Source organism: Agrobacterium sp. CCNWLW155 (genome assembly GCF_036888815.1).
In the GTDB taxonomy this organism is placed as follows: domain Bacteria; phylum Pseudomonadota; class Alphaproteobacteria; order Rhizobiales; family Rhizobiaceae; genus Agrobacterium; species Agrobacterium radiobacter.
This window is the reverse complement of sequence record NZ_JBAKFW010000001.1, coordinates 623,114-636,086: the sequence shown is the minus strand read 5'-3', so window position 1 is coordinate 636,086 and position 12,973 is coordinate 623,114. Positions and strand designations below refer to the sequence as shown.

At 59.2% G+C, this 12,973-nt stretch carries 14 protein-coding genes and 1 tRNA gene; 7 read left to right on the top strand and 8 right to left on the bottom strand.

Annotated elements, in window-relative coordinates; translation table 11 throughout:
• Positions 1 to 3 precede the first annotated feature (3 nt).
• On the top strand, positions 4 to 849 hold the full coding sequence (locus V6S97_RS03225) for a phytoene/squalene synthase family protein (RefSeq protein WP_080866145.1): 846 nt from the start codon (positions 4 to 6) through the stop codon (positions 847 to 849).
• 145 nt (positions 850 to 994) lie between these two features.
• The gene (locus V6S97_RS03220) at positions 995 to 1,453 is read left to right on the top strand and encodes a hypothetical protein (RefSeq protein ID WP_060726268.1); all 459 of its coding nucleotides are present in this window, start codon (positions 995 to 997) and stop codon (positions 1,451 to 1,453) included.
• A 20-nt stretch (positions 1,454 to 1,473) separates the two neighbouring features.
• Here V6S97_RS03220 and V6S97_RS03215 read toward each other — a convergent pair whose 3' ends face one another.
• From V6S97_RS03215 to lipB, 3 genes are all read right to left on the bottom strand, one after another.
• Positions 1,474 to 2,409, bottom strand: a complete 936-nt coding sequence (locus tag V6S97_RS03215; protein ID WP_162690824.1) for a DMT family transporter — start codon at positions 2,407 to 2,409, stop codon at positions 1,474 to 1,476.
• Positions 2,410 to 2,482: 73 nt separating this feature from the next.
• Positions 2,483 to 3,550 (bottom strand): NAD(P)-dependent alcohol dehydrogenase, encoded by a 1,068-nt coding sequence (locus V6S97_RS03210; RefSeq protein ID WP_111797803.1) that lies wholly within the window; start codon positions 3,548 to 3,550, stop codon positions 2,483 to 2,485.
• Between the two features lie 66 nt (positions 3,551 to 3,616).
• A complete protein-coding gene (lipB, locus tag V6S97_RS03205) occupies positions 3,617 to 4,348 on the bottom strand; it encodes a lipoyl(octanoyl) transferase LipB (RefSeq protein ID WP_060725802.1) in 732 nt (243 codons plus the stop codon).
• 189 nt (positions 4,349 to 4,537) lie between these two features.
• On the opposite strand from lipB, the gene V6S97_RS03200 reads away from it, so the two are divergent.
• Positions 4,538 to 4,622, top strand: a tRNA-Leu gene (locus tag V6S97_RS03200).
• Positions 4,623 to 5,203: 581 nt separating this feature from the next.
• Complete coding sequence (locus V6S97_RS03195; RefSeq protein ID WP_003502828.1) at positions 5,204 to 5,590, top strand: PAS domain-containing protein; 387 nt, start codon at positions 5,204 to 5,206, stop codon at positions 5,588 to 5,590.
• A 75-nt stretch (positions 5,591 to 5,665) separates the two neighbouring features.
• Here V6S97_RS03195 and V6S97_RS03190 read toward each other — a convergent pair whose 3' ends face one another.
• Complete coding sequence (locus V6S97_RS03190) at positions 5,666 to 5,833, bottom strand: Thivi_2564 family membrane protein (protein ID WP_003502827.1); 168 nt, start codon at positions 5,831 to 5,833, stop codon at positions 5,666 to 5,668.
• Positions 5,834 to 5,943: 110 nt separating this feature from the next.
• Between V6S97_RS03190 and V6S97_RS03185 the strand changes: the two genes are divergently transcribed.
• Entirely contained in the window at positions 5,944 to 6,369 is a 426-nt protein-coding gene (locus V6S97_RS03185) for an OsmC family protein (RefSeq protein WP_003502825.1), read from the top strand.
• 3 nt (positions 6,370 to 6,372) lie between these two features.
• On the opposite strand, the gene V6S97_RS03180 is transcribed toward V6S97_RS03185, so the two are convergent.
• The 3 genes from V6S97_RS03180 to V6S97_RS03170 are packed head-to-tail and all read right to left on the bottom strand — an operon-like array spanning position 6,373 to position 9,487.
• A complete protein-coding gene (locus tag V6S97_RS03180; RefSeq protein ID WP_334426072.1) occupies positions 6,373 to 6,867 on the bottom strand; it encodes a peptide deformylase in 495 nt (164 codons plus the stop codon).
• 17 nt (positions 6,868 to 6,884) lie between these two features.
• Complete coding sequence (locus tag V6S97_RS03175) at positions 6,885 to 7,187, bottom strand: hypothetical protein (protein ID WP_107675562.1); 303 nt, start codon at positions 7,185 to 7,187, stop codon at positions 6,885 to 6,887.
• Positions 7,187 to 9,487, bottom strand: coding sequence for an FdhF/YdeP family oxidoreductase (locus tag V6S97_RS03170; RefSeq protein WP_334426071.1), 2,301 nt, complete (start codon positions 9,485 to 9,487; stop codon positions 7,187 to 7,189). The genes V6S97_RS03175 and V6S97_RS03170 overlap by 1 nt, the downstream gene beginning before the upstream one ends.
• A 393-nt stretch (positions 9,488 to 9,880) precedes the next feature.
• Between V6S97_RS03170 and mgtE the strand changes: the two genes are divergently transcribed.
• Together mgtE and V6S97_RS03160 are read left to right on the top strand one after the other, a co-directional pair.
• Positions 9,881 to 11,308 (top strand): magnesium transporter, encoded by a 1,428-nt coding sequence (gene mgtE, locus V6S97_RS03165; protein ID WP_003502821.1) that lies wholly within the window; start codon positions 9,881 to 9,883, stop codon positions 11,306 to 11,308.
• A 71-nt stretch (positions 11,309 to 11,379) separates the two neighbouring features.
• A complete protein-coding gene (locus tag V6S97_RS03160; RefSeq protein WP_003495942.1) occupies positions 11,380 to 11,766 on the top strand; it encodes a MerR family transcriptional regulator in 387 nt (128 codons plus the stop codon).
• Between the two features lie 155 nt (positions 11,767 to 11,921).
• Here the strand turns inward: V6S97_RS03160 and V6S97_RS03155 are convergent, their stop codons facing one another.
• A complete protein-coding gene (locus V6S97_RS03155; RefSeq protein ID WP_020812809.1) occupies positions 11,922 to 12,887 on the bottom strand; it encodes a DUF1624 domain-containing protein in 966 nt (321 codons plus the stop codon).
• Positions 12,888 to 12,973 lie beyond the last annotated feature (86 nt).

The following is a 12,973-nucleotide window of genomic DNA, read 5'->3' as shown; positions in this document are numbered from 1 at the left end:
ACCATGGCACCCACAGAAAATCTCGACGTCAGCCTCGCGACGCTGCGCGATACCGATCGCGACCGTTATCTTGCCTGTCTTCTGTCGCCTGCCGACAGGCGCAATGCCCTTGCCGCGCTTTATGCCTTCAACGCCGAAATCGCCCGCATCCGCGATTCCGTGCGCGAGGCGTTGCCCGGCGAAGTGCGCATGCAATGGTGGCGCGACCTTATCGATGGCAATCCGCACGGTGACAGCCAGTCCCACCCGGTGGCTGCAGCGCTTCTGACAACGATCGAACAATATCGTCTGCCGCGCCCGGTTCTGGCCAACATGATCGAGGCGCGGATCTTCGATCTCTATGACGACCTGTTCGAGGATCGCAATGCGCTGGAAGGTTATGCTGGCGAAACCGCATCCGCTTTGATCCAACTTGCAAGTCTCGTGCTTTCCGCTGAAGACGCCGCATCCAGCGCGGAAGGGGCAGGTCATGCGGGCGTCGCGCAGGCCATGGCCGGCATGTTGCTGCTCATGCCGCTGCACCGGCGTCGCGGGCAGGTCTATATTCCCGCCGATATGCTGGCTGCGGCCGGGCTCGACCGCGAGACTTTTCTGGAAGGTAAGGACAGGCAGCGCATCGGCATTGCCATCGAGATTTTTGCGACCCATGCGCTGGATCATATGGAGAGGGCACGACGCGCAAAGATCTCGAAAAATGTTTTTGCCGCCTATCTTCCCGTCGCCCTGTCCGGCCCTGTCATCACTGCGGCGAGAAAGACGGGGAGCGGCGTATTTGACGGCGACCTGCAACTGTCGCAGCTTCGCCGGCAATGGCTGCTGGCAAAGGCCTCCTTCCTCAAGCGTTTCTGATTACGCAGACCGCGTAACGCAGCGAAACGACATCGATCCGGCAGAGCCACACTTCACACAAGCCTCGGTCTGTATGAACCTGAGCCGGGTTCGCGTCTTTTCGATTCGCGAATCGTGATGTTTCGATGCTGAGGGAGCGCCCCGGGTGAGTATTGCGATCTGGATTATCGTTTTCGTGCTGCTTTCGGTCTTCGCTGTCTACGCCTGGCGCATGACGCGGGCGACGGATGAGGATAACAGTCATGATGTGGGGCAGGCGATCATGGATTTCGCCCGTGCCTTTCCCAACGAGGCGATCAGAAGTCTGCACATGACGGCGGATGGTGGTGCTGCCTTCGTGCGGCTGCACGACAACAAGGCCGGCTTCATGCGCAATATGGGGTCGCATTATGTGTGTGTGATGATCGATCCTGAGCGCATCAGGGTCGAAAGTCTGGAAAGCGGTGACGGTTTCGTCGTCACCTTTTTCGATATGCCGAAATATAGCGGCTCATACCGGTTCAAATCGGCCGGAGAGGCGGCCGAGGTTTCGCTGTGGCTGCTTGGCAGTCTTGTGGAGGCGCAGGATCATCACGACGACGGGCCGCCGCCCTCGGATAGTTGAGAGACGGCGAGGGTCGGCAGTCATTGCCCGTCAAGCGGCGGGTTTGCACCGGCTTGCTGGCGCTCGCGCCAGATGATGAACAGGCCGGATGCGACGATGATGAGAATGCCGAGCCATTTTGATGGCGTCGGGAAATCGGAAAACAGCGCATAACCGAGGATAGTCGCCGAGATGATCTCGAAATACTGGAACGGCGCCAGCAGAGAAAGCGGCGCCAGCCGGAAGGCCCTGACAATCAACAGGTGCATGTAGCCGGATATCGATCCCAACAGGATTAGCAGGGTGAGGGCAAAGCCGGATTGCGGAAGCGAGACGGCAAAATCCTTGTCGCCGAGTGCATCACCGGCAAGAAGGGCCGCCCCCATGAACACCGTACCGGCAATGCCGGACATGGTCTGCATGACCAGCGGGCTGTCGGCATCGCCGATGGCGCGGTTCAGGAACAGGTAAAGTGTGTACAGAAAGGCGCAGGCAACCGGCAGAAGCGATGTCCAGCCGAAGATTTCGAAACTCGGCTGAATGACGATCAAGGCGCCGCCAAACCCGACTGCGATCGCCGTCCAGCGCTTCCAGCCAACCTTGTCGCCAAGGAAGATGGCCGACATCATCGTCAGCATGAATGGTTCGACGAAATAGATCGCGAAGACATCCGCAAGCGGCATGTATTTGACGGCGGCGAAGAACATCAGGCTGGCCGAGGCGTGCAGCACGCCGCGCAGGCAGTTCATCCATGGCCGTTTGGCGCTGAACAGCGCCCTGGGTGACACCACAAGAAGTAGCGGCAGGGTGCAGAGCACCTGGAAAAAGAAGCGGTAGAAGGTCACCTGCGCCGGCGACATGCCGCCGCTCACCGCCATGTATTTGGCGATCGCATCCATGACCGGCAGCACCAGCATGCAACCCGCCATGATGGTCATGCCCTTGGCGATATCGTTGAAACCGGTCTGGCTGGTCATGGATCAGGCTGCGCTTTCGACCCAAAGGTCCAACGGGAGAGGGGACGCCTGCAAGGTCGCCCCCCTTCAGGGGTCAGGCGGCCTTCTGGCGCGGCAGGCTCTTCATATCAATGACGAAGCGATAACGCACATCGCTTTTTATCATGCGTTCATAAGCGTCGTTGATCTGATCGATATTGATCATCTCTATCTCGGCGGCGATGCCTTTCTCGGCGCAGAAATCCAGCATGTCCTGCGTTTCGGGAATGCCGCCGATCATCGAGCCGGCAAACGTCTTGCGGCCGGGAATGAGACTGAAGGCCATCACCGAGAGCGGCTTTTCCGGTGCGCCCACCTGCACCAGCGCGCCGTCACGTTTCAGCAGTGCGAGATAGGCGTTGATATCGTGGTCGGCGGCCACAGCGTCGATGATGAGATCGAGACTGGAAGCGGCCTTGTTCATCTGTTCGGCATCACGCGAGATGATGACCTCGTGGGCGCCGAGTTTTTTAGCGTCCTCCGCCTTGCCGGGCGACGTCGTGATCATCACGACAGTCGCGCCCATGGCGTTGGCGAGCTTGACCGCCATATGGCCAAGGCCGCCGAGACCAACGACGCCGACACGCTTGCCGGGACCGGCATTCCAGTGCCGCAGCGGCGAGTAGGTGGTGATACCCGCGCAGAGCAGGGGTGCGGCGGCGGCCGGATCGAGGCCTTCGGGAATGTTGAGGATGTAACGGTCGTCGACGACCACATGGGCGGAATACCCACCAAGCGTATGCGCGCCGCCGCCCATCGCCTTGTCAGGCGAATTATAGGTGCCGGTCATGCCGTTTTCGCAATATTGCTCCAGCCCTTCCGCGCAGCTTGCGCATTCACGGCAGCTGTCGACGATACAGCCGACGCCGACACGCTCACCTGTCTTGAACTTGGTCACCTGCGAGCCCACCCGTGCAACGCGGCCGATGATTTCGTGGCCGGGAACGCAGGGGTAGAGGGATCCCTGCCATTCGCCGCGGGCCGTATGAATATCGGAGTGGCAGACGCCACAGAATTCGATCTCGATTTCGACATCGCGCGGGCCGGGATCGCGACGTTTGATGGTCGCGAGCTTCATCGGCGAAGAACCGTCGTCGCAGGCATAGGCGGACGTTGTGAACATGGTCGTTCCTCCTCTTATGGTGATCGATGCTGGAAACACCGGCCTGCGGCAAAGGTTGCGGTGCAATCAGCCGCCAGCGCCGGTTTCGGGCACTGCCGCGCCAAACACCTCCTCAAAGGCCTCGCGCAGCAGAACGTCGACGTCGCCGATCATAACCGGCAATCCGAGATCGACAAGGCTGGTGACGCCATAGGCGCTGATGCCGCAGGGAACGATGCCGGAAAAATGCGTGAGGTCGGGATCCACATTGATCGACAGCCCGTGAAAGCTCACCCATTTGCGCAGGCGGATGCCGAGCGCGGCGATCTTGTCCTCGGCCATGCCGCCATCGGGCAGAAGAGGTTTTTCCGGACGCCTGACCCAGACGCCGACGCGGTCCTCGCGCCGCTCGCCCCGGACATTCATCTTGTCGAGCGTGCGGATGATGACATCCTCCAGCGCCGCCACATAGGCGCGCACATCCTGCCGCCGCCGCTTCAGGTCGAGCATGACGTAAACGACCCGCTGTCCCGGCCCGTGATAGGTATATTCACCGCCGCGACCGGTGGCGAAGACGGGGAAACGATCAGGCTCAATGAGATCAACGGCATCGGCGCTTGTGCCCGCGGTATAGAGCGGCGGATGTTCCAGAAGCCAGACGAGTTCGTCAGCCTCCCCGCTGGCGATGGCGGCAACTTCGCGTTCCATCTCCTCGATCGCCAGTTCGTAAGGCACGAGACCTTCCGAGATTCGCCAGCGGACGGGCGGCGAACCGGCGGGGGCAAGCATATTTGTCTCGATATCGGTGCGTGTGAGCATGAAAAAGTCCTTTCCACAGCCTTCTCGCAAAATGGCGACAGGGCCGCAACCCCAGCATTTCCGGGCTTCCTGCATATAGGATGGTGCAGTGCGATTTTTAATTTCAAAAAACTGTCACGACGCTCTTGTGCACCGAAAATCCTTTTGCTACATGCACCCCCGTCGGCGCAAGTCGACGCCTACCACGATGCGGTCGTGGCGGAATTGGTAGACGCGCAGCGTTGAGGTCGCTGTGGGGCAACCCGTGGAAGTTCGAGTCTTCTCGACCGCACCAAAGAAACCCGCTTCGGCGGGTTTTTTCTTTTTTAGTCAACTGATTAGCCCTATGCCTTGGAAACCACGAAGGTTCGTTGGTGCGCAAATCGGCCATGTCAATGTTTTCACTCGCAGCCGGAACGCTCTGATTAAAGGGCGGCAAATCACCGACTTGCCGCCGTCCGGATTGAATGGACGAGGTGAACTAGCGTCGGTTGCGCTGCCCGTCACCGACACGGTAGGGGTCGCCGTCCATGACCTGATCCATTCGCCACTCGTTTCCACGATATGGACTATGCCACGTCTGGCACCCGGCTAAAAAGACGGTTGCGGTCAGCAATCCGAAAGTGAGGGCGGTTCGCACCATATTGAACTCCTTCGACATGTCATCGCAAGCATGTAGGCGCAGGCAGGTGGTTTTGCGATGCCTTTTCAGAATTATCGTCCATCTCGGAACGCCATTTGGATTCGGTGATCAGCAGATTTCCGTGGATATCGATACACGCTGCAGTAGCCAGACGTTTCCCCCCATAAAAACGAGGGGTGGAATATTAGAGGTCTGATGTTAGCTTTTGTCAGGAAAAATGTCTGGGGGTTTTCGTGCTGGGGGACAAAACGGATTCAGACAATGCGCTCGGCTACTACATGTGGAGCATTTCCGACAATAGGCTGATCATGGATGCTGTCACCGCGGAATGTCATGGGTTTCCCGAACCGGTTGCGTCGCGCGGGGTGACGATCGAGGAGATTCTCGAAAGAATCGATGTCGAAATGCGCGATCAGGTGGCGCAGGCCATTTTTGAGAGCATCACCACCGGCGTGTTTTTCGATCAGCGCTACAAGGTCAATCTGCCGGGTGGTTCAAGCCGGTGGATCGTGGCGAAGGGCAGGGCGATTTTTGATGCCGACAATACGCCGTTTCTCGGCATTGGCAGCGTCCGGGATATTACGCTGAAAAAAACCTATCAGTTCGAGCCTCGCCAATAGCGATCAAGCGGTTGAAAACCGCGCATAAAAAGAGGCGGCTTTCGCCGCCTTTTTCGTCTGCACTACGCCGGGACATCAGAAGACGGCGAGATATTTCAGCAGCGAAATAATGCCGATGATGATGACGATCACTTGAGCGATCTGTTTCGCACCGCCGCCGACAGGCAGTCGTGCGATAAGCCACAAGACAAGCACAATCACCAGGAAGGTGATCAGAATGCTGACGAGCGTAGATGTAACCATATGTCCCAGCTCCCTTTTTAATCAATATTCGACGGTCGTTCACCGTTGCGTGAGTAAAAGCGCGAGGCTAATTTTGGTTCCATCGGTGAAATCGCGGCGTGAGGTCGGGTGTGAATCAGTTCAGGGTTAAAAAGCGGCCGACAGGGGCTGTCGTTACACTTGGCCGCCTTGGGCATCCCGACGTCGTCACGGCCACCGGAGGCGCCCTGACGGTGGTGACGGGGGCCTCAGAGCCGGGTTTCAATCCGCTCGATCTTCTTTATTCTTCGCTGGCGGCCTGCCTGGCGCTTAGCGCCCGGATTGCGGCGAGCCGCATGGCTGTGCTCGACCGGTTCGAAAAGGTCACGGTGCATGTGTCGGGCGAAAAGGCCGATGAGGAGCCATCGCGGATCGTGCGTTTCGATGTCCGGATCGAGATAAAGGGGGATTTCGATGAGGCCACCCGCAGCGGCATCGCCCATATGGCCGAGGATATCTGTACCGTCAGCAACACGCTGAAGGGCGATGCGGAATTTGTGCTGTCGGTTACCGGCTGACCATCAAGTTTTTCGGGATTTTTCCCATTTTTTTACCAGCCGGTCGCGCTTGAGTTTCGAGAGACGCTTCAGCCAGAAAATACCATCCAGCTGGTCGATCTCGTGCTGGATACAGATGGCGTGAAACCCCTCGGCGGTCTGCCGGTGTTCGCCGCCGGATATATCCTGAAACCTCACCTCGACTTCGGAGGGCCGCTCCACCTCGTCGGTAATGCCCGGCATGGAGACACTGCCTTCCATATGCCGCATCGTCTGTGCGGATTGGCTGACGATTTCAGGGTTGACGTAGGTGAGGACAGTTCCCGGCGTCAGCTCCAGAACGAAAACGCGCTGCTTGACGCCGATATGGGCGGCGGTGATGCCGACGCCGGGCGCGGCGCGCATCGTGTCGATCAGGTCGGTGACCAGATCGTGCAGCTGCTCGTCGAAAACCGTGACCGACGCGCAGATTTCGGACAGACCGGGATGGGGATAGGGCAGGATCGGCCTGATTGCCAAGGTATGCTCCGTTCTTTTCAAATCCGGGATGAAGAGGCGGCAAGTGCCTGTCCTTCTTCAGTCGTCTCCAGAAAGCTGCGCTGGGTGCGGGCGTCGCGTTTTGTGACCCGTACGAAACGCGGTGACAGGAGAGTGATTTCGCGCAGAATAAGGGCGTGTGCAAGCCCAAGCCGGTTGGCGATGCTGCGGCTGTCGGCGGCGATGTTCAGATAAACCGCCAGAAGGATCGCCGCGCCCGTGGCCGTCAGCACCTGTGAGGAGCTTTCCTGAACCCGCTCCACCGCTGCCATGAACGCAGCGGCGGATTGCTCCTCTTCCATCAGGAGGCGTCCGGGCGCAGGCGAACGGAGACGAGCACCGATTTCGATGTCGGCGTGAAGCTGCCTTCGCCATAGCTCGACAGCGGCACCAGCACGTTCAGTTCCGGGTAATAACCGCCGACGCTGCCACGCGGGATATTATAGGGCACCAGTCGGAAATCTTCCGCGATACGCTCCATGCCATCGCCATATTCGCCGATGACATCAACGCGCTGGCGGGAATGGGCGCCGAGCGCTTCCATATCTCCAGGGTTCATGAATATGACGTGGCGTTCGCCATAGACGCCGCGATAGCGGTCATCCATGCCGTAGATCGTGGTGTTGTATTGATCGTGGCTGCGGAATGTCTGCAGCACGAAGAGGTTATCACGCATCAGCGCCTGCTGGTGTTCGGTCTGTTCCGGCAAGGGGCCGCTATAGAAGGTGGCCTTTTTCGCCGGCGTGTTCCATTCCCGTTCGGCCGCCGCATTGCGCAGATGAAAACCGCGGGGCACACGGACGCGTTCGTTGAAATCGTCGAAACCGGGAATGACCCGCTCGATCATGTCGCGGATGAGATCGTAATCATCGGCAAGCGCCTTCCAGTCGAGATGCGCATTGCCAAGCGTTGCTTCGGCGATGCCGGCAACGATGGCGACTTCCGAACGCAGCTCTTCCGAGGCCGGCGGATTGATGCCGCCGGAACCGTGCACCATGCTCATGGAATCTTCCACCGTAACGATCTGCGAGCGGCCGGCCGAATTGCGGTCGATTTCCGTTCGGCCGAGGCAGGGCAATACGAAGGAGGTTTCGCCCGGCACCAGATGCGAATGGTTGAGCTTGGTGGCGATGTTGACGGTCAGCTTCTGCTTTTCGAAAGCCTTGACGATCAGCGGGCTGTCGGGTGTCGCGCGCATGAAATTGCCGCCGAGCGCGATGAAGGCCTGAGCCTTGCCCTCCAGCATCGCGGCGACGGCTTCCACGGTATTGTGGCCGGGTCTGCGCGGCATAGGGGCGCCGAGTTCCTTCTCCAGCGCGTCGAGAAGCGCCGGCGGTGCTTTTTCGTCGATGCCGACGGTGCGGTCACCCTGCACGTTGGAATGGCCGCGCACCGGGCAAAGGCCAGCGCCGGGACGGCCGACATTGCCGCGCAGCAGCATGAAATTGGCGATTTCTCGAACGATGATGACGGAGTGACGGTGCTGGGTGACGCCCATGGCCCAGGTGGCGATGACGGAACCGGCATTCATGTAGATACGGGCCGCCTCCTCGATCTCCGCGCGGGTGAGGCCGGACTGGTCGAGGATGCTTTCCCAGCTCGTCGCTTCAACGGCGGCACGGTAGGCCTCGAACTCCGCCGCATGTTCGGCGATGAAGTCGTAATCGATGATGGCCGGCTCGCCCACCGTCCTTGCGGCCTCGTCGGCGGCAAAGACCGCCTTGCTCATGCCGCGCACCGCCGCCATGTCGCCGCCCTGGCGCGGCTGGTAATAATTGGTGGCAATGCGAGTGCTGCCGCCGGTAATCATCTCGACCTTGTCCTGTGGGTCGGCGAAACGCTCCAGACCCTTTTCCCGGATGGGGTTGAAGACGGCGATCCGGGCGCCGCGAAGGGCGGCGCGGCGCAGGTCACCCAGCATGCGGGGATGGTTGGTGCCGGGATTTTGCCCGATGACGAAAATGGCGTCGGTCTGCTCGAAATCCTCAAGCAGCACGGTGCCCTTGCCGACGCCGATCGATTCCTTCAGGCCGACGCCGCTCGCTTCGTGGCACATGTTGGAGCAGTCGGGGAAATTATTGGTGCCGTAAAGCCGGACCATCAACTGATAGAGGAAGGCGGCCTCGTTGGAGGCGCGGCCGGACGTATAGAATTCCGCCCGGTCCGGGCTGTCGAGACTGTTGAGGATGTCACCGATTTCGGCGAAGGCATCGTCCCAGGAGACAGGCAGATATCTGTCGCTTGCCCGGTCATAACGCATGGGATGGGTCAGGCGGCCCTGTTTTTCCAGATCGTAGTCAGACCAGCTGCGCAGTTCGGAGACGGTGCGGCTGGCGAAGAAATCCGGCGGCACCCGGGCTTCCGTCGCCTCCCATGACACTGCCTTGACGCCGTTTTCGCAGAATTCGAAAGAGGAGCCGTGTTCTGGGTCACCCCAGGCGCAGCCCGGGCAGTCGAAACCATCCGGTTGGTTGGTCTTCAAAAGTGTGCGGGCGCCGGAAATCGGTGCACCGGATTCCAGAAGGCGTTTGCCGACGCTTTTAAGTGCGCCCCAGCCACCTGCGGCGGAGGATGCCTTGCCTATGAAATCCGTCTTGCTCATGGTTGTGATTCCCGGGATATGTCTTCTCGCGCCCGCCTGCCGGCGCTTGTCGTTTGTCAAAAGCAACTTCAAAAGCGCTGATCCACACCGCCTGTCAATGTCTTAATTGTGCATTGCGGTGAAACCCTTATTTGCCCGTTCGACATTTGAAATGGGAACGGCGTAAAGGGGGTGGACGTTGTCGCAAAACAAGCCACAAAGATTGGCTAAACATGCTTATGGCCGCTAGCTGAGACCCTGCCGGCCAATAGGAAGAGGAATGTTGAATGGATTTTGCGCCGCAGTCGGAAAGCTTGTTCATTTGCCGCTATCCGGTTGTTGACAATATACCTTTTAACGCCATTCTGCCTGCGCATCCGTGCACTGCGGCATTTGAATACGAGGGGACGCCAGATGACAGACCGTGACGACGATCCTGTCGCGCCCGAGGACGTGAAGCCGACAGAAGCGCCCTCCGATATTTACGCCGAAGACGGGTCTGTGCGCTCCGACTTTCTGACGATGGTGGGTGCGGCGATCGCTGACCGCGATCTGCTTTTCCTGCGCAAGAATGTGGCGCGGCTGCACGAATCGGAACTCGGCGACCTCCTGGAATCCATCCTGCCTGAACAGCGCCATGCGCTGGTGCGGCTTCTCGGTTCCGATTTCGACATGACGGCGCTGACCGAGGTGGACGAGGGCATCCGTCTCGATATCGTCGACCAGATGTCGAACGAGCAGATTGCCGCCGGCATCGGCGAGCTGGATTCGGACGACGCCGTCTATATTCTCGAGGACCTCGACGACGAAGACCGCGAGGATATTCTCTCGCAACTGCCGTTCACCGAACGCGTGCGGCTGATGAGGGCGCTGGATTATCCGGAAAGTTCGGCCGGCCGCCGCATGCAGACGGAGTTCGTGGCCGTGCCGCCGTTCTGGACCGTGGGGCAGACCATCGATTATCTGCGCGAAGAAGAAGAGTTGCCGGAATCCTTCTCGCAAATTTTCGTTATCGATCCCACGTTCAAGCTGGTCGGTGCGCTTGATCTCGATCGCGTGCTGCGCGCTAAGCGTCAGGTGAAGATCGAAACGATCATGCACGAGACCAACCACTCCATTCCGGCCGAGATGGACCAGGAAGAGGCCGCGCAGCTTTTTGAGCAATACGACCTTCTCTCCGCAGCCGTAGTCGATGACAACGGCCGGCTGGTGGGCGTGCTGACCATCGATGACGTGGTGGACGTCATTCAGGAAGAGGCCGAAGAGGATCTGCTGCGCCTTGGCGGTGTCGGTGACGAAGAGCTGTCTGATAGCATTGTCAGCACCTCGCGCTCGCGTGTGCCCTGGCTTGCCGTCAATCTCCTTACCGCCTTTCTGTCCGCCTCGGTCATCAGCCTGTTCGATGCGACGATCCAGCAGATTATCGCTCTGGCGATCCTGATGCCGGCGGTGGCCGGTATGGGCGGCAATGCCGGATCGCAGACCATGACGGTGTCGGTGCGGGCGCTCGCCACCAAAAGCCTCGATATTCACAACGCCGCCCGCATCATCAGGCGCGAGGCGGGTGTGGGTATCCTGAACGGCATGCTGTTCGGTTGCGCCATCGGCATTGTCGCCGGTGTCTGGTTTCAGGATATCCATATCGGTGGCATCATCGCCACGGCCATGTGTCTCAACATGCTGGCGGCGGCGCTGGCGGGCATTCTCATTCCGCTGGTGCTCGACAAGTTCGGAGCGGACCCGGCCGTCTCCTCGGCAGTCTTCGTCACGGCGGTGACCGATATTGTCGGCTTTTTCGCCTTTCTGGGGATCGCGACCTGGTGGTACGGTATTTCCGGATAGGGGAAGCGGGCGAAAATTGACTTTTACGTGAAGGTCAAATAATATTATCCGGTTATGAATCGGATAGGCCCTTGGACAAGTATTATAGCATAACCGAACTGACACGCGAATTCGGTGTTTCCACCCGTACCTTGAGATTTTATGAGGACGAGGGGCTTATTCACCCTGAGCGTCGTGGGCGCACCCGGCTTTTCAGGGCTGCGGACCGCCGCCTCATTCAGGAAATCCTGCGCGGCCGCCGTATCGGTTTCACCATCTCCGAAATTCGCGAAATCATTCACGTCTACAAGGAGCCGCCGGGCGAATCGGGCCAACTGGTGCTTCTGATGAAGAAGGTCGATGAAAAGCGCGCCGATCTCAGGCAAAAACGTAAGGACATCGAAGAGACGCTGGCGGAACTCGACAATGTCGAAGAAGCCTGTCTGACGCGGCTTGCCGAAATCGGCGTGGGGACCTGAACCCCGTCCTGTAGCGGTTTGGCTATTCCGTTAACGTAACTGTCGAGAAAGGCTCAGAAGCCTTTCCACTTTGCTGCATATGGAACGAGCGGGTTTCGCTCATTTCTTCTCCCCGGCGGGGAGAAGAAATGGATCGTAAGCCCTGACGTTTATCCCTATTGCGCCTCAGCCGTACACTGCTGCGCCACTTCGCTGACCTTCGTCTGCTGATCCGCGCTGAGTTTGCCTTCCATCATCATATCGAACAGGTTTTCGGCCTGCAGCTTCTCCAGCGTGCAGCCGCAGAAACGCTGGCATAGTTCCAACCCGTTTGCCTGCTCGACGCAGCTTTTTTCACAGCTCGATTTGTACAGCTCGACCTGATCGACAGGCGGAGGCGGAGCGATGAGCGACAGGGTGTAAACGAGGCCGATCAGCACCGGCTGGTGGATAAGGTAAAAGGCGAGGCTGTGGCGGCCGGCGCTGGCGATCAGGTTACGAGGTGAACTCGGGCTTCGAAAGCGATCGAGCCAATCGCGTGGCGTGACGAATTGCGAAACCGCAAGCCCGGAGAGGAAGGGTGCAAGCCAGGGCAGCAGTGGAACATAATCGTTCGAGCGGGGCGGCATGGTGGAAAAACCGATCCAGGCCAGCCATTTTGCGTTGAACAGTTCGGATTGCAGATATTGCGGCAGGATGAAAGCGATCACCGCAAAAAGCAGCGTCACGACTGCAGGGGCTCGCAGGAACAGCAGCCCCACGAGGCTTGCGGCGGCGATATTGTGCAATATGCCGAAGAAGATGAAACTGTCCGGAAAGGCGAAATAGGTCGCGACGGTAATGAGCAGCGCCGAACCGGCCACCATCGCAAAACGTTTGCCGAAAGACGGCCAGTTCACGCCCTTGCCATGGGCGAGAAACAGGCTGAAACCGGCCAGAAACAGGAACGAGCTGGCGATGCCGCGCGCATAGAGTTTCCACAGGCCTGTCGTCGCCGTGCCGGGTTCGAGATAGCCGAAATATTCCAGGTTCCATGTGAAGTGATAGGACGCCATGGCGATGAGGGCCAGCCCGCGCAGGGTGTCGAGGCCGCCGATGCGGCCTTTGCGGCGATTTTCGTTTGCGGCTGCGTCTGTGTCCATGTTTCCCGCTTTTTTCAGCTTTTCGAGGGAGCTGACATTCACTTGGATTCGCTCGAAATGACCCGAGGGCTTGGCCCTTGAAGTGC